At 64.1% G+C, this 25628-nt stretch carries 26 protein-coding genes; 13 read left to right on the top strand and 13 right to left on the bottom strand.

Features of this window, described 5'->3' with window-relative positions; translation table 11 throughout:
• Positions 1-102: 102 nt before the first annotated feature.
• The 4 genes from F3H96_RS18605 to F3H96_RS18590 are packed head-to-tail and all read right to left on the bottom strand — an operon-like array spanning position 103 to position 2845.
• Complete coding sequence (locus F3H96_RS18605) at positions 103-465, bottom strand: helix-turn-helix transcriptional regulator (protein ID WP_149803186.1); 363 nt, start codon at positions 463-465, stop codon at positions 103-105.
• A 25-nt stretch (positions 466-490) separates the two neighbouring features.
• Positions 491-1015 (bottom strand): Smr/MutS family protein, encoded by a 525-nt coding sequence (locus F3H96_RS18600; RefSeq protein WP_149803185.1) that lies wholly within the window; start codon positions 1013-1015, stop codon positions 491-493.
• Complete coding sequence (locus F3H96_RS18595) at positions 1012-2115, bottom strand: murein transglycosylase A (RefSeq protein ID WP_149803184.1); 1104 nt, start codon at positions 2113-2115, stop codon at positions 1012-1014. The genes F3H96_RS18600 and F3H96_RS18595 overlap by 4 nt, the downstream gene beginning before the upstream one ends.
• Positions 2116-2137: 22 nt before the next feature.
• On the bottom strand, positions 2138-2845 hold the full coding sequence (locus F3H96_RS18590) for a Tim44/TimA family putative adaptor protein (RefSeq protein WP_149803183.1): 708 nt from the start codon (positions 2843-2845) through the stop codon (positions 2138-2140).
• A 201-nt stretch (positions 2846-3046) separates the two neighbouring features.
• Here F3H96_RS18590 and F3H96_RS18585 point away from each other — a divergent pair, with 201 nt between their 5' ends.
• Positions 3047-3541, top strand: coding sequence for an FxsA family protein (locus tag F3H96_RS18585; protein WP_149803182.1), 495 nt, complete (start codon positions 3047-3049; stop codon positions 3539-3541).
• A gap of 292 nt (positions 3542-3833) precedes the next feature.
• Positions 3834-4334: a protein-export chaperone SecB gene (gene secB, locus F3H96_RS18580; protein ID WP_149803181.1), complete on the top strand. Its 501-nt coding sequence runs from the start codon at positions 3834-3836 to the stop codon at positions 4332-4334.
• Positions 4335-4448: 114 nt separating this feature from the next.
• Here secB and dnaQ read toward each other — a convergent pair whose 3' ends face one another.
• The 5 genes from dnaQ to F3H96_RS18555 form a co-directional block, all read right to left on the bottom strand.
• Positions 4449-5153, bottom strand: a complete 705-nt coding sequence (gene dnaQ / locus F3H96_RS18575; protein WP_149803180.1) for a DNA polymerase III subunit epsilon — start codon at positions 5151-5153, stop codon at positions 4449-4451.
• A 179-nt stretch (positions 5154-5332) separates the two neighbouring features.
• On the bottom strand, positions 5333-5926 hold the full coding sequence (gene coaE, locus F3H96_RS18570) for a dephospho-CoA kinase (protein WP_149803179.1): 594 nt from the start codon (positions 5924-5926) through the stop codon (positions 5333-5335).
• Between the two features lie 4 nt (positions 5927-5930).
• The gene (locus F3H96_RS18565; protein WP_149803178.1) at positions 5931-6764 is read right to left on the bottom strand and encodes a shikimate dehydrogenase; all 834 of its coding nucleotides are present in this window, start codon (positions 6762-6764) and stop codon (positions 5931-5933) included.
• Complete coding sequence (locus tag F3H96_RS18560; protein ID WP_149803177.1) at positions 6757-7356, bottom strand: Maf-like protein; 600 nt, start codon at positions 7354-7356, stop codon at positions 6757-6759. Before F3H96_RS18560 ends, F3H96_RS18565 begins: the two co-directional genes overlap by 8 nt.
• A 384-nt stretch (positions 7357-7740) precedes the next feature.
• A complete protein-coding gene (locus F3H96_RS18555; RefSeq protein ID WP_149803176.1) occupies positions 7741-8562 on the bottom strand; it encodes a pyruvate, water dikinase regulatory protein in 822 nt (273 codons plus the stop codon).
• 501 nt (positions 8563-9063) lie between these two features.
• On the opposite strand from F3H96_RS18555, the gene hemE reads away from it, so the two are divergent.
• The 3 genes from hemE to rho all read left to right on the top strand — a co-directional run bounded on the left by hemE (position 9064) and on the right by rho (position 12074).
• Entirely contained in the window at positions 9064-10092 is a 1029-nt protein-coding gene (hemE, locus tag F3H96_RS18550; RefSeq protein WP_149803175.1) for a uroporphyrinogen decarboxylase, read from the top strand.
• Positions 10089-10643 carry a protoporphyrinogen oxidase HemJ gene (gene hemJ, locus F3H96_RS18545; protein ID WP_149803174.1) on the top strand — a complete coding sequence of 185 codons (555 nt, stop codon included), beginning with the start codon at positions 10089-10091 and terminating at the stop codon, positions 10641-10643. The genes hemE and hemJ overlap by 4 nt, the downstream gene beginning before the upstream one ends.
• Positions 10644-10808: 165 nt before the next feature.
• A complete protein-coding gene (gene rho / locus F3H96_RS18540; protein ID WP_149803173.1) occupies positions 10809-12074 on the top strand; it encodes a transcription termination factor Rho in 1266 nt (421 codons plus the stop codon).
• Positions 12075-12219: 145 nt separating this feature from the next.
• On the opposite strand, the gene F3H96_RS18535 is transcribed toward rho, so the two are convergent.
• Positions 12220-14238, bottom strand: coding sequence for a thioredoxin domain-containing protein (locus F3H96_RS18535; RefSeq protein ID WP_149803172.1), 2019 nt, complete (start codon positions 14236-14238; stop codon positions 12220-12222).
• Between the two features lie 80 nt (positions 14239-14318).
• Here F3H96_RS18535 and mnmE point away from each other — a divergent pair, with 80 nt between their 5' ends.
• The 5 genes from mnmE (at position 14319) to F3H96_RS18510 (ending at position 20067) form a co-directional block, all read left to right on the top strand.
• On the top strand, positions 14319-15626 hold the full coding sequence (mnmE, locus tag F3H96_RS18530; protein WP_149803294.1) for a tRNA uridine-5-carboxymethylaminomethyl(34) synthesis GTPase MnmE: 1308 nt from the start codon (positions 14319-14321) through the stop codon (positions 15624-15626).
• Between the two features lie 160 nt (positions 15627-15786).
• The gene (mnmG, locus tag F3H96_RS18525; protein WP_149803171.1) at positions 15787-17661 is read left to right on the top strand and encodes a tRNA uridine-5-carboxymethylaminomethyl(34) synthesis enzyme MnmG; all 1875 of its coding nucleotides are present in this window, start codon (positions 15787-15789) and stop codon (positions 17659-17661) included.
• Entirely contained in the window at positions 17658-18305 is a 648-nt protein-coding gene (gene rsmG, locus F3H96_RS18520) for a 16S rRNA (guanine(527)-N(7))-methyltransferase RsmG (protein WP_149803170.1), read from the top strand. The genes mnmG and rsmG overlap by 4 nt, the downstream gene beginning before the upstream one ends.
• Before the next feature lie 4 nt (positions 18306-18309).
• Entirely contained in the window at positions 18310-19107 is a 798-nt protein-coding gene (locus F3H96_RS18515; RefSeq protein WP_149803169.1) for a ParA family protein, read from the top strand.
• Positions 19108-19173: 66 nt separating this feature from the next.
• Positions 19174-20067: a ParB/RepB/Spo0J family partition protein gene (locus F3H96_RS18510; protein WP_149803168.1), complete on the top strand. Its 894-nt coding sequence runs from the start codon at positions 19174-19176 to the stop codon at positions 20065-20067.
• A 384-nt stretch (positions 20068-20451) separates the two neighbouring features.
• Here the strand turns inward: F3H96_RS18510 and F3H96_RS30595 are convergent, their stop codons facing one another.
• Positions 20452-20589: a hypothetical protein gene (locus F3H96_RS30595; RefSeq protein WP_188131451.1), complete on the bottom strand. Its 138-nt coding sequence runs from the start codon at positions 20587-20589 to the stop codon at positions 20452-20454.
• Positions 20590-20866: 277 nt separating this feature from the next.
• Between F3H96_RS30595 and F3H96_RS18505 the strand changes: the two genes are divergently transcribed.
• Positions 20867-21493 (top strand): DUF1326 domain-containing protein, encoded by a 627-nt coding sequence (locus F3H96_RS18505; protein ID WP_149803293.1) that lies wholly within the window; start codon positions 20867-20869, stop codon positions 21491-21493.
• 13 nt (positions 21494-21506) lie between these two features.
• A complete protein-coding gene (locus F3H96_RS18500) occupies positions 21507-22283 on the top strand; it encodes a DUF2182 domain-containing protein (RefSeq protein WP_149803167.1) in 777 nt (258 codons plus the stop codon).
• A gap of 104 nt (positions 22284-22387) precedes the next feature.
• On the opposite strand, the gene F3H96_RS31150 is transcribed toward F3H96_RS18500, so the two are convergent.
• Together F3H96_RS31150 and holA are read right to left on the bottom strand one after the other, a co-directional pair.
• The gene (locus F3H96_RS31150) at positions 22388-22528 is read right to left on the bottom strand and encodes a GIY-YIG nuclease family protein (protein ID WP_244620060.1); all 141 of its coding nucleotides are present in this window, start codon (positions 22526-22528) and stop codon (positions 22388-22390) included.
• A gap of 272 nt (positions 22529-22800) precedes the next feature.
• Positions 22801-23847 (bottom strand): DNA polymerase III subunit delta, encoded by a 1047-nt coding sequence (gene holA / locus F3H96_RS18490; RefSeq protein WP_149803166.1) that lies wholly within the window; start codon positions 23845-23847, stop codon positions 22801-22803.
• A gap of 548 nt (positions 23848-24395) precedes the next feature.
• On the opposite strand from holA, the gene F3H96_RS18485 reads away from it, so the two are divergent.
• A complete protein-coding gene (locus tag F3H96_RS18485; RefSeq protein ID WP_149803165.1) occupies positions 24396-25628 on the top strand; it encodes a 3-methyl-2-oxobutanoate dehydrogenase (2-methylpropanoyl-transferring) subunit alpha in 1233 nt (410 codons plus the stop codon).

Raw genomic sequence — 25628 nt, 5'->3', positions numbered from 1 at the left:
CGGTGAAACGCTCTATCTCTTTGTTTTGACGCAATTCCCGACGGAAAACCGTGTCACACTTTCCTGCAATTGCCCTAACCGCACCCATTTCATCCGGGCAAACTATCGCCTCAGCGCGGCCCGGACCGATGCGGTGATTTTCCGGAGTTCCGCCTCGTCGAGCCTTTCGATGCTTTCGGCCAGCAGGTTGGCCAGCTCGGTCGCCGCCGGCGACAGGCCGGACGTGTCGATCCGGACCCTTGGATGCGAGCTTTCGGCGAGCCGCGCGAGGTCCTCGGCATCGTCCCAGATGATGTTGAAATAGCCGATGATCTTCTGGATCAGCGTCCAGGTCGGGGCGCCGCGGCGGCCATGCTCGAGCGCCGACAGGTAGGCGGCGCTGACGCCGATGGCCTCAGCCATCGCCTTCTGGCTGACGCCGCGCTCTGCGCGCAACGCCCTGAGCTTCTCGCCGAACGGGGTCACCGGCGCGTCCTCTTGGCCGGCCTGCTCATGAGCGTATCCGCCGCAACCGCACATAGAGCGCGCCCGAGCCGCCATGGTTGCGGGCGGCGTGGTCGTGGCTGGACACCAGGTGCCGGAAGGCCGGGGTCGACAGCCATGCCGGCACGGCGCGGCGCAGGATGCCGTCGCCGCCGGAGGACGACCCCTTGCCGGTGATGATCAGCACATAGCGTATGCCGCCGGCATGCGCGCGGTGCAGGAAAGTCAGCAGCAGCGAATAGGCTTCGTCCTGCGTCATGCCGTGCAGGTCGACCCGGCCTTCGATCGGCAGCCGGCCTTTCTTCAGCTTCTGCAGCGTCTGGTCGTCCAGCACGTGCGCCACATGCTGCGGCTTGGGTTTTGCGGCTGTCGCCGGAACGCCGTTGGCCGCAGCGGCCGCCGGTGCCGGCTTGGGCTCGACGATGTCGGGGATCTCGACGACGGCCTTGCCTTTCAGCGGCCGGGCCGAACGCGCCACCAGGTTCCACAGGATGCGGTCGTCGTCGCTGAGATGATCGTCGCGGCGGCTCACCGGCGCGCTCCATCGATCAATGCGCGCGGCACCAGCGCGTAGAAGTCGGCAGCGTTGCGGACCACGCCGGCGATCTCGCCGGCGGCGTCGCCCGAGCCGGCGAAGAGATCGCCCCGCGCGGGCCCGGTGATGGCCGAGCCGGTGTCCTGCGCGATCATCAGCCGCCGGAACGGTTTCCGGTCGAAGGCGGTGAGCGTCGGCGCGTCGATATGGAAAGGCGTGCCGAAAGTATGCAGCAGGCGGTCGACCGCGACGGAGCGGCCGGGCGTCAGCGGCACCTTGGCGGCGGCGATCGGTCCGAGCGAGGCATCGTCGACCGCTGCCTCGCGGAAGAAGATGTAGGAACGGTTCCGCCACAGGATCTCATCGACGCGATCCGGGTGCGCCTTGAACCAGGCGCGGATCGACTGCATCGTGACCTTTTCCAGCGGGATTTCGCCGAGGTCGCTCAAGGTTTTGCCGGGACCGGTGAAGCGCTGGCCTGATTTCGCCGCATAGGTGACGCGGGCGAGCCTGCCGTCGGTCATCTTCAACCGCGCCGCGCCCTGCACATGGATGAAGAAGGCGTCGACCTTTTCGGCGAGCCAGGCGATTTCGAGATTTTGCCCGGACAGCGCGCCGCGCTCGATCGCGCCGCGATCGAAATATTCGACCGGGCCATGATCCGTGCGGCGGGCAAAGGCGAGATAGGCGTCCATACCGGTGGGTCGGTTGTCGTCGTCGATGTCGACCAGGTCGGCGGGGCGGGAAAGCAGCGGCACGACGAACCGCTCGGTCCTGACCGGCGAGGCCTCGACCTCGGGCTCATAGAAGCCGGTGACCAGACCGGCGCCCTCTTCAGCCTCCACCAGCATCGGAACGAAATGCCGTTCGAAGAAGGATCGCGCCGCGGACCGATTCGGCTCCGAAACGGCACGCGCCTCGGCATAGGCCTCGGCAAAAGCATTGAAATCGACGCCGAGCGATCCGGAGCGGTAAGGCTTCACCGGAGCCTGGAAGGCCGAGCGGCGAAAGGCGGCGAATGCAGCGCGGTGGTCATCCTCGCCCCAACCGGGCAAGTCGCTGAAGGATTTCCGGCTGAATGTGGGAGAGAGCGGCACGACTGGGCCCCGCCGCTATGTCTCAGTCTTCTTCTTCGGTGGCGACGAGCTTCCAGTTCGGGTCGCGCGAGCGGGTGTCGCGGGCGAAGGTCCAGACATCCTTGACCTCGGCCACGGTTTCCGGGTCGCCGTCGATGACGGCGCCGGCCTTGTCGCGGGTCGCCGAGATCAGTTCGGAGACGACACGCAGCGTGATATGCGCCTCCGAACCCTTCATCTCGGCGGCGACGATGTCGGCCTTGTCGATGCCGACGAAGGACGACTGGATCTTTTCCGATTTCGCCTCGCGCTCGCCGATCGCGGCTACGAAACCATCATAGACTTCGCGCGACAGGAGGTTCTTCAGCGTCTTACGGTCGCCATCGGCATAGGCCATGACGATCATCTCATAGGCCATCTTGGCGCCGTCGACGAAGCTCTTCGGTTCGAAGGACGCGTCATTGTCCTTGATCGTGCGCAGGCCTTTGTTGAGGTCGGTGTCCGGCTTGGCGAAGGCGTCGATATCGGCATAGGTCTCGGCCGCGGTTTCGCCCGGCATGCGCTTGCGCGGCAGCGAGACCACATTTTCAGGCTTCTGCGCCGTATCAGCCTCGCGCGCGCGGCTCGCCGAATAGGGATCGAAGGGCGGACGCTCGTTTCCGGTGCGACGTCCAAGCACGTTGCGCAGCTGGAAAAAAATCACAACCGCCGCAATCAGGAAGAAAATCGTGCCGAAGTCGAAGAAACCCATATTTTCCGCCAACTCGATCCCTGTCCTTGCGGACCGGCTTAGCCCCTGGGGACCGCGGTCGCATAGCGTTCAACATTCAAAGCATATAGAACGGCAGGCGCAATCATTCAAATCAAAGGCAGCCATACCTATCTAAGGGCGCCAAGGCCAGCGGCGATTGTCCGCAAGCGCCGCAAAAGAAGAAAGCGATCGGTCAAAGACTTGCGCATTTCGTTCATCCCGCTGTTCCTGCTGCTGCTGCCGCTGCTGGAGATCGCCGGCTTCGTCGTTGTCGGCCGCGAAATCGGCGCCCTGGCGACGGTCGGGCTGGTCATCCTGTCCAGCGTCGCCGGCAGCCTGCTTCTGCGGCATCAGGGATTTGGCGTCATGGCGCGGGTGCGGACGGAAATGGATGCCGGACGCGACCCGAGCCGCCAGCTCGCGCATGGCGCGATGATCGTGCTGGCGGCGATCCTGCTGATCATCCCCGGCTTCATCACCGACATCTTCGCCATTCTCCTGCTTCTGCCGCCGGTGCGCGACTTTGCCTGGCGGCTGCTCAAGAACCGCATCGTCATGGCGACCAGCTTCAGCCGCGGCTTTTCGGCCCGCCGGCGCGACGACGTCATCGACCTCGACGACAGCGACTATTCGCGCGACGACTATCCGGACCGGCCGGATCACAATTCCCCGTGGCGGCGGCTGAAAAACGATTAGTCCCGGACCGGATTCTGACCGGTCGGCTCTGTTTGCGTTGGCAGGTGGCATGCCTTGGAGATTGGCCGAAACGCCCATAGCGATCGTCATGCTAGGGCGGAGCGACGCGTAGCGTAGCGCAGACCCTAGGATGACGAGGTTGGGGGCGGTTCGCCAATCCCCAGCGTTTGCGCTGTCCTGTTCCATCTGCCGATAAGGGCGGCAAAACTTGTTTTGTCTGGCCGGCCATGGTAGCGAACCCGCGATTTCAATCCGGTCAGCAACGCTGCCCAGGCAAAAGGACTAAAGGCTCATGGCCAGCAACGATGACGCCGCGACGGGCGCCGCCAACGGTAACGGCAACCAGAACCAGCCCTCGCTCAATGTGCTTGCCCAGTATGTGAAGGACCTGTCCTTCGAAAGCCCCGGCGCGCCGAATTCGCTGCGCGGCCGCGACAAGGCTCCGGGCATCGCCATCAACGTCAACGTCAACGCCAACCCGCTTTCGGACAAGCAGTTCGACGTCAACCTGACGCTGAACGCCAAGGCCTCCTTCGACCAGGAAGTGCTGTTCAATGTCGAGCTGGTCTATGGCGGCGTCTTCGCCATCAGCGGCTTCCCGCAGGAGCACATGCTGCCGATCCTGTTCATCGAATGCCCGCGGCTTTTGTTCCCCTTTGCCCGCCAGATCGTCGCCGATGCCACCCGCAATGGCGGCTTTCCGCCGCTGATGCTCGACCCGATCGATTTCGCGCAGATGTTCCAGCAGAGGATTGCCGAGGACCAGGCCGCGAGCAAGGTCCAGGTGAGCTGAGGCTAACTGGCGCCACATCGTATCGAGAGCCCGGCTTCGCGCCGGGCTTTTTTGTTGGAGACGCTGGCAGGCCAGAGGGGGGCGCGAAGGATCGCTACCGGGCCAGTAGTCCGCTCAACCCACAGCCACCTTCAGCCACAGTGCCTTTTCGCCGAGCGTCGCGACAAGCCCGGCATGCGCTGCGCGATCGACCTCCGTCAACCGCGGCGGCAGGGCGATCGGTCGGGCGCCGATCGAGATGTCGATATCGGCCACCTCGCCGTTGCCGTTCATCTGCACCGCCACGGCCTCCAGAACCAGCGCCGCCTGCTTGCCGCCAATGAGCTCGATATAGACCTCGGCCAGCAATTCGGAATCGAGCAACGCGCCGTGCTTGGTGCGGCGGGCGTTGTCGATACCGTAGCGGCGGCAGAGCGCGTCCAGCGAATTCGGACCCATCGGATGCTTGCGGCGCGCCAGCGCCAGCGTGTCGACGATGCGGCCGGGATCGATGGCCGGGCGGTCGAGCCGGCTGAACTCGAGGTTGAGGAAGCCGATATCGAAGGTGGCGTTGTGGGCGATCAGCTTGGCGCCGTCGGTGAAGGCCAGCCACTCCTCGGCGATTTCGGCGAAGGTCGGCTTGCCGACCAGGTCGGCGGCGCTGATGCCGTGCACGGCCTGCGCCTCGGCATGGATGGCGCGTCCCTGCGGATTGATGAATTTGTGGAAGGTGCGGCCGGTCGGGAAGCGGTTGACCAGCTCGACGCCACCGAGCTCGATGATGCGATCGTCGCGCAGATCGAGGCCCGTGGTTTCCGTATCGAAGATGATCTCACGCATTCGAATCAGTTGGCCTTTGCAAGCGCACAGCATGATGCCCTGGCGGGAAATGGCAATGGGTGCTGCTGACAGCAAGAGTCAGGAGCCGGGCCGCCCCCGTTATCCCCAGAGCATGATGCCGAAAATTGTGAAGCGGTTTTGGACGACACCAGCTCTATTTCCTGGATTTAGACGCGGATTCAGGAAACATCCGGCTCCTGCAGTTCGGCAATGATCGCCCCCACAGCGCGGCGGGCGACATCGAAGCCTTGACCGGTGTCGACGATGAAATCGGCCTGCTGGCGCTTTTCGGCGTCCGGCACCTGCTTGGCCAGGATGGCGTCAAATTTCGCCTCGCTCATGCCGGGCCGCGCCAGCACGCGGGCCCGCTGGATTTCGGGCGACGCGGTGACGACCACGACCTTGTCGACGCGGTTGCGGCCGCCGGTCTCGAACAAGAGCGGAATGTCGAGCACGGCGACCGGCACGCCGGCGGCTCGGTGCCTCGCCAGGAACGCGTCGGCGTCGGCGCGCACCAGCGGATGGATGATCGCCTCCAGCTTCTTCAGCGCTGCGGGATCACCCAGCACTTTCTCGGCCAGCCTGTCGCGATCGACCACGCCCGCTTGCGTCGTGCCCGGAAAAGCCGCCTCGACCAGCGGCGCCGCCTTGCCCGAGTAAAGCCGATGCACGGTCTCGTCGGAATCATGCACCGGTACGCCCGCATCGGCGAACATCCTTGCCGTGGTCGACTTGCCCATGCCGATCGATCCGGTGAGGCCAAGCACGATCATGCCGTCAATGGCCTTCGATGTCGGCGACGATCATGCGCCGCAGTTCGGGCGTGACTTCGGGCTTCCTGCCGAACCAGCGTTGGAAGCCGGGCACCGCCTGATGCAGCAGCATGCCAAGCCCGTCGACCGTCTTGAGGCCCCGCGCCTTCGCCGCGGCAAGCAAAGGCGTCTCGAGCGGCACATAGACAATGTCGGTAACGATGGCGTGGTCCGGCAAGCCGCCCGGATCGGCGGCAAGGGTCGCATCGCCGTGCATGCCGAGCGAGGTGGTGTTGACGAGCAGGCCGGCATCGGCAAGCAGCCCGCCGACCGCATCAGCGCCATGTGCGGAAACCCCGGCGCCGAACCGGCCGGCGAGTTCCTTTGCTCTCGGCAGCGTGCGGTTGACGATGCGGATGTCTTTGACGCCGCGCTGCTTCAGCGCATGGATCACGGCGCGGGAGGCGCCGCCCGCGCCCAGCACCACGGCCGGGCCATTCGCCGCCCAGCCGGGCGCATATTGGTCGAGGTTGCCGGCAAAGCCGATCCAGTCCGAATTGCTGCCCCACAGCCGGCCGTCTTCCAGCCACAGCATGTTGACCGCGCCGATCGTCTCGGCCGCTTCGTCGCGACTGTCGACCAGGGCGAAGGCGGTTTCCTTGTGCGGAATGGTGACATTGCCGCCGCGAAGGCCGCTGCCGCTCAGCGATCCCAGGAAGGAAGCGAGATCTTCCGGGCGGACGTCGATCGCCTGGTAGCTGCCGTCGATGCCGTATTTCGCCAGCCAATGGCCGTGGATCTTCGGCGAGCGCGAATGCGCGATCGGATGTCCGGTGACAAAGGCCCGCCTCTCAGCCATCGATCGCTCCCAGAGCGCGCAGTTCCTCCAGCACCGGCAGCAACGGCAGGCCGACGATGGTGAAATAGTCGCCCTCGATCTTCTCGAACAGCTGGATGCCCTCGCCCTCGATCTGATAGACGCCGACGCTCGACAGCGCCTTGGCGCCGACGCGGGCCAGATGCCGGCCGATGAAGGCCGGGTCGAGCTTGCGCATCGTCAGGCTGGCGACGCCGACATGGCGCCACAGCACCTCGCCATCGCGGCAGAGCACGACGGCGCTGTTCAATTGATGCGTCTTGCCGGACAGCGCGAGCAGGTGGCGGCGGGCGCCTTCCATGTCGCCCGGCTTGTGAAAAATCTCGTCGCCGAGCGACAAGGTCTGGTCGCAGCCCAGCACCAGCGCGCCGGGCTTGCGTTCGCTGACCTCGACCGCCTTGGCTTCGGCAAGGATCGAGGCGACATCCTCCGGCGAAACGCCGCTGTCCTGCAGGGGCGCCTCGAGCGCGCGCTCGTCGACCTTGGCCGGCACCGCCTCGATGTCGAGCCCGGCGTCAACCAGCATCGATTTGCGGAACGGGCTGCCTGAGGCGAGGACGATTTTTTCGGGCATGGTTTGTGGTTGCCTAAAGGTTGAACCGAACAGGAGATGGGCGCCGCAGCGAGCAATGTCTTGGACCGCTGCGCTCCTCGGCGACGGTAACGGCATGGATCCTAGGGTCTGCGCCGGGTCGCTTCGCGACTGCTCCGCCCTAGGATGACGAACGGGAGGGTTGTTTCGGCCAATCTCCAAAGTTTTCGTATGCCATCGGCTGCTCGCTATTTGGTCGCACAATTGCCAGGCGCCAAGGCTTGCGATTAGCAGCAGGTCATGACGCCGTCGTCATCCTAGGGCGAAGCAAGGAGCGAAGCGACGCGGCGCAGACCCTAGGATCCATGCCGTTACCTTCACACTTCGCAACGCTGCATGGCTAAGCGGCAGCTCACGCGTCCCCAATTATCTGTTCTTTCCCCTTAGGGCAACGATGGCCGCCGCGGTTTCCTCGATCGACCTGCGGCTGACATCGATCATCGGCCAGCCATGCCGGGTGCATAGCTGGCGCGCATAGGCGAGTTCCTCGTTGATCGCGGCGCGATCGACATAGTCTGTCGACACAAAGGCGGCGCTGTTGCCGAGGACGCGATTCTGCCGGACATGCGAGATGCGCTCGGCCGTGGCGATAAGGCCGACGACAAGCGGCGTCTTGGCGGCGATCAGGCTTTCCGGCAGCGGCACGCCGAGCACGATCGGGATGTTGGCGGTCTTGATGCCGCGATTGGCGAGATAGATGCTGGTCGGCGTCTTGGAGGTGCGCGAGATGCCGATCAGCACGATGTCGGCGTCGTCCATGTTGGCGGGCAGCTGGCCGTCATCATGCTCCATGGTGAAGTTCAGAGCATCGATGCGGCGGAAATATTCGGCGTCGAGCACATGCTGGGCGCCGACGCGGCGGCCTGCGGGCGTGCCGAGATAGGATTGGAAGACGGTCAGCACCGGCTCCAGCACCGAGACGCAAGGCAGGCCCATGGTGGCGCAGCGCTCGTCGATCGAGCGCGCGAGCTTCTGGTCAACGACGGTATAGAGAATGATGCCGGGCTCCTCCTCGATATCCTCGAATACCTTGGCGACCTGCTTTTCGGTGCGGATCAGCGGATAGATGTGCTCGATGGCGCGCGCGTCCTTGTACTGGGCGGAGGCCGCGCGACCCGCCGCCAGCAGCGTTTCGCCGGTGGCGTCGGAAATCAGGTGCAGGTGAAAGAAGCTCTGAGGTTTGTTCACAGGGGATGGGTCCAGGCTGTGGGCAATTGTGGACAAGGCTGGATGGGAGGGCCTTGGCTAAGAAAGCGACTGTATCAGATGGCTGCTTGTCCACAATTCGCCCCGCTGTAGGCTTTGTCGCGGCGCTGGGGACAAAACCGGGGATCAACTTTTCCCGGCCGGTTTCATCCACAGTCGACGGCCCGCAACGGCAAAGGCCAAGCTTTTGACTCCAAAGCCCGAATCCGCGTCGTCCCCAGATCGCTCCAAATAGCGAAAGTGAGTACGCGACAATATGCTGACTGGCCTTTTCGAGCCGCAGGCGGGACAGGTCGCAACCACCACAACCAACAGACTCTTAGAATCAGAAGACTCTTTTAAAATAGATATTTGATTTAAGAGGGGCCGTGCATGACCGCCGAACCCAGGGCTCGGAAGGGAACCATGCACCACATGAAAGCGCTGCAGCGTCCTTGCTCGCCCCAAGGATGCGCGGCGCTGCAGGAAGGGGCTAACGCCGAAATGCCTGAGAAGCGGATCATGCTCGACGTCCTCAAGGGCGAGACCGTCTCACCGCCGCCGCTCTGGATGATGCGTCAGGCAGGCCGCTATCTTCCTGAATATCGGGAGACGAGGAAGCGGGCGGGATCCTTCCTCGATCTCTGCTACGATCCGGACCTTGCCGTCGAAGTGACGCTGCAGCCGATCGAGCGCTTCGGCTTCGATGCCTCGATCCTGTTCTCCGACATCCTCGTCGTGCCCAATGCCTTGGGGCGGGATGTGCGTTTCGAAGAGGGCCGCGGGCCGATCCTGAAGCCGATCACGGCTGCCGAGATTTCGGCGTTGAACAGCGAAACGTTTCACGTGAATCTCGAACCGGTCTACGAGACCGTGCGCCGGTTGCGCGTGAAACTGCCCGGGCCGACGACGCTGATCGGCTTCTGCGGCGCGCCCTGGACGGTGGCGACCTACATGATCGCGGGCCATGGCACGCCGGACCAGGGACCGGCGCGGCTTTTCGCCTATCGCGAGCCCGAGGCCTTCGCACGGCTTCTGACGATACTGGCCGATCATTCGGCCGCCTATCTCATCCGCCAGATCGAAGCCGGCGCCGATGTGGTGCAGATTTTCGATTCATGGTCGGGCGTATTGGACGAGCCGTCCTTCGAGGCGTTCTGCGTCGAGCCGGTGGCCGAAATCGTCCGGCAGGTGAAGGCGGCTCATCCCGACGTGCCGGTGATCGGTTTTCCAAAAGGCGCCGGCGACCGCTATCGCGACTACAGGAAGAAGACTGGCATTGCCGGTCTCGGCCTCGACTGGACGGTGCCGTTGTCGATGGCAAAGACGCTGCAGCGCGAAGGCGCGGTGCAAGGCAATCTCGATCCGCTGCGCCTGGTCGCCGGCGGCAAGGCGCTGGCCGACGGCGTCGAGGCAATTCTTGGAAGCCTCGGCGGCGGGCCGCTGATCTTCAATCTCGGCCATGGCATCACGCCGGAAACGCCTGTGGCGCATGTCGAGGCGATGGTGAAAATGGTGAGAAGCCACCGATGAGCGAGGCAAGCAAGGACCTCAGGACCGGCAATGACAACAGCACCGGCCAGGCGATGAAGCGCATGGCGGTCGGCATCGGCGCGCTCGTCGCGCTGACGGCGCTCCTCTACTTTGTGGCCGGCGACGGCTTCTATCCCTGGGCGAAGGCCATTCACGTCATCGCCGTCATCGCCTGGATGGCTGGCATGCTCTATCTGCCGCGGCTCTTCGTCTATCATGTCGACGCCGAGAAAGGCTCGGCCCAGTCCGAGACCTTCAAGGTGATGGAGCGCCGGCTGCTGCGCGGCATCATCAATCCGGCGATGATCGCGACCTGGGTGTTCGGGCTGTGGCTGGCCTGGAAGGGCTTCGGATTCCAGGGCGGTTGGCTGCACGCCAAGATCCTCGCGGTGCTGTTGCTTTCGGGATTGCACGGCTATCTCGCCGGCGCGGTGCGGAAATTCGCCGAGGACAAGAACGAAAAACCGGCGAGGCACTGGCGGATCGTCAACGAGATCCCCACATTGCTGATGATCGTCATCGTCATCCTGGTTGTCGTGAAGCCGTTTTAAGCTTCCCCATCCCAGCAAAAGGCGGCTTGCTCTTTCAAGCGACCGACGATAAAAGACGGGTCTTCCTTCCCGTCATGCGCCGCCCCTTTTTCTCGCTTCGGCCGCGCCCGGCATTTGTCGTATTCAGCCGATTTTCCTCCCCAAAGCCTACCCAGAGTCTATCTAATGCAAGAAATGAAACTCGCAGAGTTCAAGAACAAGAAGCCGCCAGAGCTGATCGCTTATGCCGAATCGCTCGAGGTGGAGAACGCCAGCGTCATGCGCAAGCAGGAGCTGATGTTCGCGATCCTGAAGAAGCTCGCCGCCCAGGACATCGAAATCATCGGCGACGGCGTGGTCGAGGTGTTGCAGGACGGCTTCGGCTTCCTGCGCTCGGCGAATGCCAATTACCTGCCAGGTCCCGACGACATCTATATTTCGCCGTCGCAGATCAGGCGCTTTTCGCTCAAGACCGGCGACACTGTCGAAGGGCCGATCCGCAGCCCGAAAGAGGGCGAACGCTATTTCGCGCTGCTCAAGGTCAACACCATCAATTTCGACGATCCGGAAAAGATACGGCACAAGATCCACTTCGACAACCTGACGCCGCTCTATCCGACATCGCGGCTGAAGATGGAGGTCGACCCTCCGACCACCAAGGACATCTCGCCGCGTGTGATCGACCTGGTCGCGCCGATCGGCAAGGGCCAGCGCGCGCTGATCAACGCCCAGCCGCGCACCGGCAAGACGGTGCTTTTGCAGAACATCGCGCACTCGATCACCGCCAACCACCCGGAATGCTACCTGATCGTGCTACTGATCGACGAGCGTCCGGAAGAAGTGACCGACATGCAGCGCTCGGTTAAGGGCGAAGTGATCTCCTCGACCTTCGACGAGCCGGCGGCGCGCCACGTGCAGGTCGCCGAAATGGTGATCGAAAAGGCCAAGCGCCTGGTCGAGCATGGCCGCGATGTCGTCATCCTGCTCGATTCGATCACCCGCCTCGGCCGTGCTTACAACACCGTGGTGCCGTCATCCGGCAAGGTGCTGACCGGCGGTGTCGACGCCAACGCGCTGCAGCGCCCGAAGCGCTTCTTCGGCGCCGCCCGCAACATCGAGGAAGGCGGTTCGCTCACCATCATCGCGACCGCGCTTATCGACACCGGCAGCCGCATGGACGAAGTCATTTTCGAAGAGTTCAAGGGCACCGGCAACTGCGAAATCCAGCTCGACCGCAAGGTGGCCGACAAGCGCATCTATCCGGCGATCGACATCCTCAAGTCGGGTACCCGCAAGGAAGACCTTCTGGTGCCGCGCTCGGACCTGCAGAAGATCTTCGTCCTGCGCCGAATCCTGGCGCCGATGGGAACCACCGACGCGATCGAGTTCCTTATCGACAAGCTGAAGCAGACCAAGACCAACGCCGATTTCTTCGATTCGATGAATACGTGATTGGCCTACCCTCCCCCTTGTGGGGAGGGTCGATCCGCGAAGCGGATGGGGGTCCAAAGACTCTTTCGCCTCAACACACCCGCCTCACGATTTACGCTTTGCTGCGATCGTGAGCCGACCCTCCCCACAAGGAGGAGGGTGAGCGCTAGTTTCGCCGCAACAGCTTCTCCAGTTCGCTCGCATCCGTGACAACCGGCAGGCATACTTGCCCGGTGCAGAACCAGGCGCCCGGCTTGTCCGTCGGCGGCAGCACGCCACCCGGCAATGACGGTCGATTCGTCCCCGCACCAAGCGGCACGACGATGTCGACCCGGCGCGGGTCGGGATTTCGATTCGCGACCGGAACGAGGCTTGAAGAATCCGGCTTGTCGATGACGACGAGCTTTAGCGGTTCGAGCGCCACGGCGCAGGCATTGACGATCCCGGCCTGGCCGTAGGCATGTTGCGCGGCGCGGCCCATAGCGTGCTCGGCGGTCGTCCAGGCTTTTTGCCAAAGATTGAGATCGCCGGTGAGCGAGGAAAGTCGCACCAGCGCTTCGACGATCTGGCTTGTCGCCGAGGGGATTGCTTCATCGACATCGCCGCGGATGCGGATCGGAACGTCGCCGCTGTCCGACGCCGTCAGCCAGTAGCCGGTCTTGTCGGCGTCCTGGTGCCATCGGTCCAACGCGTCGGTGAAGTGCCTGGCGCGGTCCGAATAGGCCGGATCGCCGGTCGCCTCGAACAGCGCGATCGCGGCGTTGATCATTGCGGCGTAGTCGCTCGACAGCGCCGGGAAAAGCTTCTTCGCGCCAAGCATGGAGTGCGGCAGGCGGCCGTCCCGGCTTGCCTCGACGATATGGGCGAAGGCTTTGGCAGCGGCATCGATCCAGTCGCGCCTTGCAAGGGAACGGCCGGCCTCGGCCAGCGCCGCGATCATCAGGCCGTTCCAGTCGGTGAGCGCCTTGCCGTCGCGGCCTGGCCTGACGCGCTGCTCGCGGACGGCCAGCAGTTTTGCCTTGAGCGGCGCGACCTGAGCGTAGCCGGCAACGCCCGCGCGCTGCTGCGCCTGGCTCTGGCAAATGATCGGCTTGCCCTCCCAGCCATCCGGGGCCGCCAGTTCAAACCAGCTGAAGAAGGCGGCTGAATCATCGCCGAGCGCGGTTTCGACCTCGTCGCGGCTCCATGTGTAGAAAAGCCCCTCCTTGCCATCGCTGTCGGCGTCGAGGCTGGCGGCGAAAGCGCCGCTGTCTGCCCGCATCTCGCGCAGCAGCCAGGCGACCGTCTCTTCGATTCGTATCCGGAACAAGCCGTCGCCCGTAGCCGCATAAGCCCAATTGCACAGGCGGATGAGCTGGGCGTTGTCATAGAGCATCTTCTCGAAATGCGGCACCAGCCATTCGGCGTCGGTCGAGTAGCGGCTGAGGCCGCCGCCGACATGGTCGTAGATGCCGCCGGCGAGCATTTTTTCGAGGCTGAAGAGCACGGCGTCGCGATGGGCCGCGTGGCCGTCGCGCAGCCAGGACAGCCATAAGGTGTGCATGAAAGGCGCATTGGGGAATTTCGGCGCGCCGCGCAGGCCGCCGAGATCGCGGTCGATCATGCCGTCGATGCGGCCGGCGAGATCGGCAAGCGCGTCGCGATCGAGCACCGCCTTGCCCTTGGCGCCAGCGAGCCGCTGCTCGACATGGGTGGTCAGGCCGTCGGCGCTTTCGGCGAGGCTCCGCTGCTTCTCGCGCCAGGCTTTATCGACAGCCTCCAGCACCTGGATGAAGCCTGGCCTGCCATAGCGCGCCTCGCGCGGGAAGTAAGTACCGCCCCAGAAAGGCTTGCCGTCCGGCGTCAGGAACATGGTCAGCGGCCATCCACCCTGCTCGCCCATGGCGTGCAGCGCCGCCATGTAGATCTGGTCGATGTCGGGACGCTCCTCGCGATCGACCTTGATATTCACGTAGAGCCGGTTCATGACGGCCGCCACGGCATCGTTCTCGAAGCTTTCATGCGCCATGACATGGCACCAGTGGCAGGCGGCGTAGCCGATGGAGAGCAGGATCGGCCGCCGCAGTTCCTTGGCTTCGGCAAGGGCCGCGGGCGACCAGCCCCGCCAATGCACGGGATTGTCGCTGTGCTGCTGCAGATAGGGGCTGGCCTCTTCGGCAAGCAGGTTACGCGCGGGCAAGGTCACTATGGGCCTCTCGGCATGTTTGGGTTTGACAGGTAAAGGCTAGGGCGCTTCACCAGGTCCGGCAAATGGTTTCCCAGATGATGACCTCGAAGGATTCAATCGTAGCGCTTTCGAGCGGCCGCCTGCCCGCCGGCATTGCCGTGATCCGCATTTCCGGCCCGAAGACTCGATTCGTGGTCGAAACGATTGCGGGGTCGGTTAAGGATCGGTTTACCACGTTGCGAAAGCTCAGAGCGCCGGACGGCTCGACCATCGACCACGGCCTTGTGCTTTTCTTTCCCGGTCCCGCCTCCTTCACTGGCGAGGACGTCGCCGAGTTTCATGTCCACGGCAGCCGCGCCGTGGCGGCGAAGATGCTGGAGACCATCACCGGCTTCGAAGGCGTCAGGCATGCCGAGCCCGGCGAGTTCACAAGGCGCGCCTTTCTCAACGGCAAGCTCGACCTGGTCGAGACGGAGGCAATCGCCGACCTGGTCAACGCCGAGACGGAAGCGCAGCGCCGTTTCGCCGTGAGGAACGCCGAAGGCGCGCAGAGCGACCTCTATGCGAATTGGCGCCGTCGTCTGATCCATGCGCGGGCGATGATCGAAGCGGAAATCGACTTCGCCGACGAAGAGGATGTGCCGGGCTCCGTTTCGGATGCGGTCTGGTCGGACGTTGCCGCTATGATCGGCGAGATCGAGAGGCATATCGAAGGGTTCAAGGCGGCGGAGATCATTCGCGACGGTTTTGAAGTCGTGATTGTTGGGGCGCCGAATGCCGGCAAGTCCAGCCTGTTCAACGCGCTGGCGCAACGCGAGGCGGCGATCGTCACCGACGAGCCGGGCACGACCCGCGATTTGTTGGAGGTCGTCATGGACCTCAACGGGTTGAAAGTCCGGATCGTCGACACGGCCGGCCTGCGCCACGCCGCGGGTAAGGTCGAGTCGATCGGCATCGAGCGGGCGCGGGCAAAGGCGGGCGCGGCCGATCTGGTTCTGCTGCTGGAGGATATGGCCGACCCGGTGGCCGTTGGCGATGTTCCGAGCGGGGCGCCATTGCTGAGGATTGGGACGAAGGCGGATATCGCCGCGGCCGGCGCCGGTGACTACGACTTGGTGATATCGTCGAAGGACGGCACCGGGTTGGACCCTCTTCTCGCGCAGATCGGAAGCCGCGCGGCGGCGGCAGTTGGCGGGTCGGGCGACGTCCTGCCGTCGAGGCTGCGGCATGTCGAGCTGCTCACCAAGACGACGGGTTTCCTGCGGGCCGCGCTATCGGGGCGGAGTCAGGAGTTGCGCGCGGAGGAACTGCGCCTGGCCGCCGATCGGCTCGGCCGGATCATCGGCGCGGTCGATGTCGAGGACCTGCTCGACGTCATCTTTTCGCAGTTCTGCATCGGTAAGTGATTCACGTGAAACACCGTGGCGCCTCCGCTGTGGTGACTCACGTGAATACTGATGGACGCGCCGAATGATGTTTCACGTGAAACGAGTTTGGCTGTTCATCCTTGACAGCACGCGGCGCCAGGGACATGTGTCTGGCAATCTCTGAAAACGGATTCTCAAAATGACCAGTCACTATGACGTGGTGGTGGTGGGCGGCGGCCATGCCGGATGCGAGGCGGCGAGTGCCGCCGCGCGCGCCGGCGCCAGGACCGCGCTGGTGACGCTGCGTTTCGACACAATCGGCGTGATGTCCTGCAACCCGGCGATCGGTGGGCTCGGCAAGGGACATCTCGTGCGCGAGATCGACGCCATGGACGGATTGATGGGGCGCATCGCCGATGCCGCCGGCATCCAGTTCCGCCTGCTCAATCGCCGCAAAGGCCCTGCGGTGCGCGGTCCGCGTACCCAGGCCGACCGCAAGCTCTATCGCCTCGCCATGCAGGCGGCGATCGGCGAACAGGCCGATCTCGACGTGGTCGAAGGCGAGGTCCTCGATTTCGAAATCGAAGATGGGCGCGTGGCGGCGGTGCTGGTTTCCGGCGATCGGCGGCTGGCCTGCGGCGCCGTGGTGCTGACCACCGGCACCTTCCTGCGCGGGCTGATCCATATCGGCGAAAAGAAGATCGTCGCCGGCCGCATGAACGAGCAGGCAAGCATGGGCTTGTCGGCAACGATGGCCCGGGCAGGCTTCCAGCTGGGACGGTTGAAGACAGGAACGCCCCCTCGCCTCGACGGCCGAACCATCGATTGGGCGTCGCTGGAAAGCCAGGCAGCGGATGCAGATCCGGTGCCGTTCTCCTTGATGACCGATCGCATCGCCAACCCACAAATTCACTGTGGCATCACGCGGACCATGCCTGCCACGCATGAGCTGATCCGGGCCAATCTCGGCCGCTCGGCCATGTATTCCGGCTCGATCGAAGGCGTCGGGCCGCGCTATTGCCCGTCGATAGAGGATAAGATCGTCAAGTTCGGCGACCGGGAAGGCCATCAGATCTTCCTCGAGCCGGAGGGCCTCGATGACGACACCGTCTATCCGAACGGCATCTCGACCTCACTGCCGGAAGACGTCCAGCGCGATATCCTCAAAACGGTTCCCGGGCTGGAAAAGGCGGCGATGCTGCAGCCGGGCTATGCGATCGAATACGACCATGTCGATCCGCGCGAGCTGAAGACGACGCTGGAGACGAAGCGCGTCGGCGGCCTGTTCCTGGCCGGGCAAATCAACGGCACGACCGGCTATGAAGAGGCCGGCGCGCAAGGCCTGCTCGCCGGCATCAATGCCGCGCGCCTGGCAGGGTCGGGCGAGCCTGTCGTGCTCAGCCGCACGGAAGCCTATATCGGCGTGATGGTCGACGACCTGACCAGCCGCGGCATCACCGAGCCTTATCGCATGTTCACCTCGCGGGCCGAGTTCCGGCTGTCGCTGCGGGCCGACAATGCCGATGAGCGGCTGACACCGCTCGCCGCCGGGCTTGGCATTGCCTCGTCGGGGCGCTTGCAGCGGTTCAATGCAATTGCCGGCAAGCTCGACGATGCGCGCAGCTTGGCGAAATCGGTCACGTTGACTCCGAACGAAGCAGCGCGGCACGGACTGGAAATCAACCGCGATGGCGTGCGCCGTTCGGCCTATGATCTGTTGGCGCATCCTAGCGTCGATATAGCCTGGCTGGCGCGGGTCGAGCCCCGCTTCGCCGAGCTTGACGCCAAGACGGCGGAGCGGCTCGAGACGGAGGCGAAATATTCCGTCTATCTCGAACGCCAGCAGGCCGATGTCGCGCAAATCAGGCATGAGGAGTCGCGGCTCATCCCCGAGACCATCGACTTCTCGGATGTCCCGGGACTTTCGAACGAGCTCAAGCAGAAGATGACAATGCGCCAGCCGCGTTCGATTGCGGACGCGCAGCGCATGGAAGGCATGACGCCGGCGGCGCTTGCCATCATCGTCGCGCATGTCCGCAATGCCGAGCTCGCGGCGCGAAGGGATGTGGCGTGAGCGCCTGGGAAGACCTGCAAAGGACGGCGGGTCCAGTTTCACGTGAAACATTCGAGCGTCTGCAGGCCTTCGAGCAGCTGTTCCTGAAATGGAATCGCAGCATCAATCTGGCGGCGCCGTCGACACTCGACGACGTCTGGCGCCGCCACATCCTGGACAGCGCCCAGCTCGCACGAATCGCACCCGCCGCAACGCGCTGGGTCGACCTCGGCTCGGGCGGCGGTTTTCCCGGATTGGTGCTCGCATTCCTGCTCGTCGAGCGCCCAGGCGCGTCGGTCGATCTGGTCGAAAGCAACCGCAAGAAAGCCTCGTTCCTGCAATCCGTCATCGGCCAGTTCGATCTGCCGGCGCGGGTCGTGGCCAAGCGCATCGACGACAGCTATGTCCTTGTTTCCGCGCCGGAAATCGTCACGGCCAGGGCGCTGGCGGCGCTCCCGGATCTGCTCGATCTCGCGGCGCCCTGGCTGACCAAGGGCGCGCGTGGGCTTTTCCACAAAGGCCGGGATTACCGCGCCGAAGTGGAAGAAAGCACTCACCGCTGGGCCTTCGATCTGGTAGAACATTCGAGTATGACCGACCCCTACGGCGTCATCCTCGAAATCAGCGACTTGCGCCCGGCGAAACCGCATGAATCACTGGCATAAACCCATGAAAACTGGACCGCGTATCATCACCGTTGCCAACCAGAAGGGCGGCGTCGGCAAGACCACGACGGCTATCAATCTGGCCACGGCTCTGGCCGCGATCGGCGAGCGCGTGCTGATCGTCGACCTCGACCCGCAAGGCAATGCCAGCACCGGCCTCGGCATCGACCGCAAGGATCGCACCACGTCGTCCTACGACGTGCTGACCGGCGAGCTCGAGCTGGAGGCGGCCGCCGTGCCGACAGCTGTTCCCGGACTGTCGATCATTCCCTCCACGCTCGACCTGCTCGGCATCGAGATGGAGATCGCTTCGGCGCCGGATCGGGTGCTCAAATTGCGGAACGCGTTGCGGGCGGCGACCGAGCGCTCGGCGCCGTTCGGCTATGTGCTGATCGACTGCCCGCCCTCGCTCAATCTTTTGACTTTGAATTCAATGGCGGCCGCCGATTCGGTTCTCGTGCCGCTGCAATGCGAGTTCTTTGCGCTCGAGGGTCTCAGCCAGTTGCTGGAGACTGTCGAGCAGGTGCGCGCCACGATCAATCCGGACCTCACCATCCAGGGCATCGTGCTGACCATGTATGACGGGCGCAACAACCTCGCCAATCAGGTGGTGCAGGACGTGCGCACCCATATGGGCGACAAGGTCTACGAGACCATCATTCCACGCAATGTGCGCGTCTCCGAGGCGCCGTCCTACGGCAAGCCGGCGATCCTCTACGATCTCAAATGCTCGGGCAGCCAGGCCTATCTGCAGCTTGCCTCCGAGGTGATCCGACGCGAGCGCAAGCTGCGCGCCGCCTGAGCTCGGGCGATCCCGACTGCTTTGGTAAATTAGCCGATTCGATTCCGAAACGATCTGGATAAACTGATGAGCGAAGACCAATCAAGAAAAAGACTGGGCCGTGGTCTCGCGGCGCTGATCGGCGAAATCGACCGTCCGGCCGCTCCGGAAAAGCCAAGCGCGGCGGTGGCGGCCGACGGCAAGGTGCCGATCGAGTTCGTCAGCCCGAACCCGAAGAACCCGCGCCGGCATTTCGGCGATGCCGAGCTCACCGATCTTGCCCAGTCGATCCGCGAGCATGGCGTGGTGCAGCCGGTAGTGGCGCGGCCGTCGCCGTCGCAGCCCGGCCGCTACGAGATCATCGCCGGCGAGCGGCGCTGGCGGGCGGCGCAGCGCGCGGGCTTGACCGAAATTCCGCTCATCGTGCGCGACGTCAACGACCGCACGGCGCTGGAGCTGGCGATCATCGAGAACGTGCAGCGCGCCGACCTCAATCCGGTCGAAGAGGCGCAAGGCTACCAGCAGCTCATCGACGAGCACGGCTACACGCAGGCCGATCTCGGCCAGGTCATCGGCAAGAGCCGCAGCCATGTCGCCAACACGCTGCGACTGTTGAAGCTGCCCAATGTGATCCACGACATGCTGGTCGACGGCGATTTGTCGGCCGGTCATGCCCGTACCCTGGTCACCGCGGAAGACCCGGCCGGGCTCGCCAAGCGTATCGTCAAGGAAGGGCTTTCGGTGCGCCAGGCCGAGGCGCTGGCGCAGATGCCGGCCGGGCCGACGCCGGCCAAGACGAAGTCCGCGCCGAGCGCGCCCGACAAGGATCCCGACACGCTGGCGCTGGAGAAGCTGATGACCGACACGATCGGCATGATCGTCAGCATCGAGCACAAGGCCAAGGGCGGCACGCTCAGGGTCAACTATCGCTCGCTGGAGCAGCTGGACGAGCTGTGCCGGCGGTTGAAAGACGAGCGGTAGGTCGTTGGGGGCGCGTATGGGTATTTTATCCGGACATAAGGTTCCGCCTGAAGGTTGGATATGCCTGATATATCGGTGATAGACAACGAAGGGTCGGCGCTGTGCCGGCCTTTTTTGTTGGCAGTGGCGATTGGCAAGGCTGACGCGGTGGTAAGTGATTAGCTGACCCGAGGATCCATGCCGTGACCTTCCACAAAGAGTGCGGCCGTGCAGAATTCTGTAACCGCAGCAATGCCTTAGCGTCATGGCATGGATTCTAGGGTCTGCGCGCGTCGCTCCGCTCCTTGCTCCGGCCTAGAATGATGACCGAGGCGAATTGCGTCCCCTGCGCCCCTCATTGCCCTGCCGGGCATTTGTCCCCGTAAGCGGTCCGAGAAAGTGAGATCAGCTGTCACAGCCACCTTTCGCGCGCTCGACAGAAATGCCTGCCCGCCGTATGCGGATCTGCAGCACGCAGATCGCAGGCGGTTCAATTCGCGGCCCAAGCGCTTCGCTGTTCCAGCGTTCCAGCGTCTTCTCCATCAGCTTGCCGCGAAGACGAAAACCGGCGAGCTGCCGTCTTTGCCGTGCCGGCGATTCCGGCGATTGGCGACATCGAACAGAGCGCCCCTCCTGGAGCCCGCTGCTTGACAGTGCAGGGCAACGGCGTACCCTCCATTAGGTACAACTTAAGTTAAGTCATGCCCTGGCGTGCCGATCAGTCGCGGCGAGGGCCCATTGCCATTCATCCAATAGTCGTGAAATGGCACCGCCTCGCCAAAGCGATATGCCGACGCGCCTGACGAATCGGGAGGTGCAAATGGCAGTCCGTTGGCAATTGTCCGGAAGTTACTTCGAAAATTGTAGCTGCGATGTCGTATGTCCTTGCCTGCTGTCAACCAACGCGCAGCTGACATCGAAGCCGACGAAAGGCGTTTGCGACGTCGGTTTGGTCTTTCATATCGATACCGGCACTTACGGCGACGTTCGATTGGACGGGCTCAATGTCGCGATGGTTGCTCACACGCCGGGTCCGATGGCTGACGGCAATTGGACGGCCGCCGCCTATATCGACGAACGGGCCGATGACAGGCAAACCGAGGCGCTGGGCACGATCTTCACCGGCGCCGCGGGTGGCCCCATGGCGGTGTTGGCGCCCATGATCGGCACGAATCTCGGCGCCAAGAAGGTGCCGATAAGCTACCGGATAGACGGCAAGAAGCGGTCGGCGGAAATTGCGGGCGTCATGCAGATGGCGGTCGAGCCGCTGCCGACAATGCGCGAGGACGGGCAGATGTGGGCGGCCACCGGACACCCCGTCAACCCCGACTGGCTCGCTCTGGCGATGGGGGCGGAAGGCAGCACGTTCAGCGATCATGGCATGAGCTGGGACAATTCCCGCCGAAACGCGCACTACGCTCCGATCAGTTGGTCAGGCCAGGCATAGACCGCACTCGGCCATGGCGATGACATTGCAGCGAAACATCATTCTGGCGCTGCTGATCGCCCTGGCTGCGGCGTCGTGGACCGTGCTTATCCGGCAGCAGATCGGCACCAGCGCGGGCATGGAAATGTACTCGCCCACCATGGGCATGAAGGCGCCGCTGTTTCTTGTCGTCTGGATAGTCATGATGATTGCCATGATGTTTCCGGCGGCCGCGCCCATGATCCTGACGTTTCACCACGTTCAGGCCGCCAAGCGGGGGCGCGGCGAGACTTTCGTCTCCACCTGGGTATTCGTAGCCGGCTACATGTTGGTTTGGAGCGTGATCGGCGTTCTCGCCTTTGCCGGCGCGGCAGGCGCCGAGAGGATTGGCATGGGAATGTCTGCCACGACGGCTGCGCGCATCGGCGGCGCGCTGCTGATCGTTGCGGGCGCCTACCAGCTCTCCCCATTGAAAGATCTCTGTCTGGCCAAATGCCGGACGCCCATTGGTTTCGTGCTGACCTCATGGCGCGACGGTCGTTGGGGCGCGGCGCGGATGGGCCTCGAGCATGGGGTCTTTTGTCTTGGCTGCTGCTGGCTCTTGTTTCTCGCCCTTTTTCCTCTCGGCATCATGAACGTCGCCGCAATGGCCGTGGTCACCTTGCTGATCTTTGCGGAAAAGACCTTCCCGTCGGGAAATCGGATCGCCAAGGCGTCGGGTGTCGCCCTGCTCCTCTACGGCGTGGCGGTGCTGGTCTTTCCCCAGGCGCTGCCAACCTTCCAGGCGGCCGGCGCCATGACGATGAACTGACCAGGAAGGCAGCGTTCGCGCCCAAGACGCGAGGACGTTTACCAGCCAATTCCGCGAAACAGCTCGAACCATTCCGGATTGGCCTTCTCGATCAATTCGACCTTTCATTGGCGTGGCCAGCGCTTCAATGACGTCTCACGCTGGATGGCATCGGCGATGTCGAAATACTCCTCGTACCAGACCAGACGCTGCACACCGTAGCGGCTGGTGCAGTTGGAGCCTTGGCCGGTCTTGTGCCAGGGCATCCGACGAGCAAGGTCGTTGGGATCGTGCCGCCTTCCGGCTTGCGGTCATGTAGACGTAACCTGTCATGTTCCGCTCTTACCTAAGCACTATCGCCAACGGCTATTCTCGACCGTTGCATTCTACGGCCACTTGTCACGGCATGGATTCTAGGGTCTGCGCGCGTCGCTTCGCTCCTTGCTCCGCCCTAGAATGACGAATGGGATAGGTCCGCCCTCCTTCGCGCCTCTGTCCCGCCGAATATCTCCCCCTCAAAGGTCTCTCACGGCGGAGATCAGCCACGCTGTCCCAGCCGCGCGCTCTCCACCGCAATGCCGAGCAGCGCCTGTCGAGCCAGCGCCTCCGACAAATCCGGACGTTTGCGCGTCTGCAGGACCGCCGTCTGCAGCCGGTTCAGCGCCCGGCCAAGCGCCTCGACGTTCCAGCGCTCGAGCGTCTTTTCCACCAGCTTGCGGCGCGCGAAGAAAACCGGCGGACGCGCTCCGGCGACGACCGAAGCGGCGTTGCGGCCCTGTGATTCCATCTGGCCGCGCATCACCTGGATCGCCTGCAGTTGCCGCATTGCCGACGACAGCACCAGGAAAGGATGGCCGCCGGACTGGCAGTGGCGGTTGAAGGAGATGTCGAAATCGCCGACCTTGCCGTCGAGCATGGCGTCGACCGCGGCATCGAAAGAGGCGCCGGAGACATCGCCGGACATCGCGTCGACGTCCTCGATGCCGATTTCCTTGCGGCCGTGGGCGTAGAGCACCAGTTTCTCGATCTCGCCGCGCGAGGCCAGCCGGTCGCCGCCGAGATTGCGTCGCAGCGCCTGCCTTGCGTCCAATGTCATCGACATGCCGGCCCTGCGCAATTCGTCGTCGATGACCGTGTCGAGGTCCCTCGCCTCGTCGGCGTAGCAGGGCAAGGCAATGGCGTTGCCGGCGGCCTCCACGATGGCCCTCAGGCCCGTGCCTTTCTTCAGGTCGCCGGCCTCGATGAGGATGATGGCGTCGCGCGCGGGCTCTGCCGTCAGCGCCTTGATGTCGTCGGCCAGGCCCTTCTGGCCGCTGGCGTTGCGCACCCAAAGCAGCCGCCGGTCTGAAAACATCGGCACCGTGCGCGCCTCGTCGAGCAGGCGGCCCTCGTCGCGATCGACCTCCGCTCCACCCAGCTTGACCACCGAGAAAGGGTCGTCGAGCGGCAGGCCGGTCTTGGCGGCAAAGGTTTTCGCCCGCTCGGCGACAAGGCCGCGGTCGGGACCGTAAAAGAGAACGATCGCCATGGCCGGGTCAGGCCGGGCCAGCCACGAATCGACCTCGTATCCTTTCTTCTGTGCCATGCGGGGTGAGTTAGCATGGGGCGGGGGCAGAGTGAACGGAGAAGCGGCGGCAAGGAGCGTGATCTCCCCCCTCGTGGGGGAGATGGCCGGCAGGCCAGAGGGGGGCGCTGTCCCGCCGGCATATTCGTGCTTGATCCTTAGCACTGACCGACACGTCGGCTGCTGGGTCTGAGGTTCGCGCGTGTCGCTCAGTTCCTGCTTGCACCCAACGATGACAACGGAGAGGTGGCCGTTCTGTCACGCCCCCCTCTGCCCTGCCGGGCATCTCCCCCACGAGGGGGGAGATTAGCCGCTTCGGCCACCGCGCCTATCTCAATTATCTTATCTGGCGGCAATCGCCCCACAAACTTCCGCCAAATTGCGCGCAGCGCGAAAACATCGACAAGAAATTTCGTTGCCATATCTGCATCTTGTCGCTCGCGTGGCGCTGCGGCTCCACAGAGCCGAGGGCCGGGAGGACGGCCGTGCCCCTGACCGTGCGAATTGGCACTGGTGTGGCGGCGCGGATGTGCAAATATCGCACCGGCAACATTGGAGGACGTGAGCTCATGGCCGATGCTGGAATGTTGCGCTTTCACGTGCCCGAGCCCGAGGTGCGGCCTGGCGGCACGCCCGACTTCTCGAATGTGACCATCCCCAAGGCGGGCTCGGTGCCGCGCCCGCAGATCGACGTCGATCCGCGCAGCATCCGCGACATGGCTTTTTCCATCATCCGGGTGCTCAACCGCGCCGGCGAAGCCGTCGGGCCATGGGCCGGGCTGCTCACCGACGAGGAACTGCTCGAAGGCCTGCGCCACATGATGACGCTCAGGACCTTCGACGCGCGCATGCAGATGGCGCAGCGCCAGGGCAAGACCTCCTTCTACATGCAGCATCTCGGCGAGGAGGCGGTGAGCTGCGCCTTCCGCAAGGCGCTCAAGCCGGGCGACATGAATTTCCCGACCTATCGGCAAGCCGGCCTTTTGATCGCCGACGGCTACCCGATGGTCACGATGATGAACCAGATCTATTCCAACGAGGCCGACCCGCTGAAGGGGCGGCAGCTGCCGATCATGTATTCGTCGAAGGAGCACGGCTTCTTCTCGATTTCCGGCAATCTGGCGACGCAGTATATCCAGGCGGTCGGCTGGGCGATGGCCTCGGCGATCTCCAACGATTCCAAGATCGCCGCGGCCTGGATCGGCGACGGCTCGACCGCGGAGTCGGATTTCCACTCCGCGCTGGTCTTCGCCTCGACCTACAAGGCGCCGGTCATCCTCAACGTCGTCAACAATCAGTGGGCGATCTCGACCTTCCAGGGCATTGCGCGCGGCGGCTCGGGCACCTTTGCCGCGCGCGGCCTCGGCTTCGGCATCCCCTCGCTGCGCGTCGACGGCAATGACTACCTCGCGGTCCATGCCGTGGCGAAATGGGCGGCGGAACGGGCGCGCGCCAATCTCGGGCCGACGCTGGTCGAATATGTCACCTATCGCGCCGGCGCGCATTCGAGCTCGGACGATCCGTCGGCCTACCGCCCCAAGGCGGAATCCGACGCCTGGCCGCTCGGCGACCCGGTCATCCGGTTGAAGAACCATCTCATCCACCAGGGCGTCTGGTCGGAGGATCGCCACACCCAGGCCGAAGCCGAGATCCTCGAAACGGTGATCGCGGCGCAGAAGGAGGCCGAGAGCCACGGCACGCTGCATGCCGGCGGCAAGCCGTCGACGCGCGACATGTTCGAGGGCGTCTATGCCGAGATGCCGCCGCATCTCAGGCGCCAGCGACAGCAGGCCGGGGTCTGA

Source organism: Mesorhizobium sp. NFR06, assembly GCF_900115245.1.
Taxonomy (GTDB): Bacteria; Pseudomonadota; Alphaproteobacteria; order Rhizobiales; family Rhizobiaceae; genus Mesorhizobium.
The sequence above is the reverse complement of the archived record's forward strand: the minus strand, read 5'-3'. Positions and strand labels throughout refer to the sequence as shown.

Bases quoted from the DNA above. Each gene is read 5' to 3' on its own strand.
- F3H96_RS18590 (WP_149803183.1), bottom strand. From the start codon at position 2,845: ATGGGTTTCTTCGACTTCGGCACGATTTTCTTCCTGATTGCGGCGGTT.
- secB (WP_149803181.1), top strand. From the start codon at position 3,834: ATGGCCAGCAACGATGACGCCGCGACGGGCGCCGCCAACGGTAACGGC.
- dnaQ (WP_149803180.1), bottom strand. From the start codon at position 5,153: ATGCGTGAGATCATCTTCGATACGGAAACCACGGGCCTCGATCTGCGC.
- coaE (WP_149803179.1), bottom strand. From the start codon at position 5,926: ATGATCGTGCTTGGCCTCACCGGATCGATCGGCATGGGCAAGTCGACC.
- F3H96_RS18565 (WP_149803178.1), bottom strand. From the start codon at position 6,764: ATGGCTGAGAGGCGGGCCTTTGTCACCGGACATCCGATCGCGCATTCG.
- F3H96_RS18560 (WP_149803177.1), bottom strand. From the start codon at position 7,356: ATGCCCGAAAAAATCGTCCTCGCCTCAGGCAGCCCGTTCCGCAAATCG.
- hemE (WP_149803175.1), top strand. From the start codon at position 9,064: ATGCCTGAGAAGCGGATCATGCTCGACGTCCTCAAGGGCGAGACCGTC.
- hemJ (WP_149803174.1), top strand. From the start codon at position 10,089: ATGAGCGAGGCAAGCAAGGACCTCAGGACCGGCAATGACAACAGCACC.
- rho (WP_149803173.1), top strand. From the start codon at position 10,809: ATGCAAGAAATGAAACTCGCAGAGTTCAAGAACAAGAAGCCGCCAGAG.
- mnmE (WP_149803294.1), top strand. From the start codon at position 14,319: ATGACCTCGAAGGATTCAATCGTAGCGCTTTCGAGCGGCCGCCTGCCC.
- mnmG (WP_149803171.1), top strand. From the start codon at position 15,787: ATGACCAGTCACTATGACGTGGTGGTGGTGGGCGGCGGCCATGCCGGA.
- F3H96_RS18515 (WP_149803169.1), top strand. From the start codon at position 18,310: ATGAAAACTGGACCGCGTATCATCACCGTTGCCAACCAGAAGGGCGGC.
- F3H96_RS18510 (WP_149803168.1), top strand. From the start codon at position 19,174: ATGAGCGAAGACCAATCAAGAAAAAGACTGGGCCGTGGTCTCGCGGCG.
- F3H96_RS30595 (WP_188131451.1), bottom strand. From the start codon at position 20,589: ATGGAGAAGACGCTGGAACGCTGGAACAGCGAAGCGCTTGGGCCGCGA.
- F3H96_RS18505 (WP_149803293.1), top strand. From the start codon at position 20,867: ATGGCAGTCCGTTGGCAATTGTCCGGAAGTTACTTCGAAAATTGTAGC.
- F3H96_RS18500 (WP_149803167.1), top strand. From the start codon at position 21,507: ATGGCGATGACATTGCAGCGAAACATCATTCTGGCGCTGCTGATCGCC.
- F3H96_RS31150 (WP_244620060.1), bottom strand. From the start codon at position 22,528: ATGCCCTGGCACAAGACCGGCCAAGGCTCCAACTGCACCAGCCGCTAC.
- holA (WP_149803166.1), bottom strand. From the start codon at position 23,847: ATGGCACAGAAGAAAGGATACGAGGTCGATTCGTGGCTGGCCCGGCCT.
- F3H96_RS18485 (WP_149803165.1), top strand. From the start codon at position 24,396: ATGGCCGATGCTGGAATGTTGCGCTTTCACGTGCCCGAGCCCGAGGTG.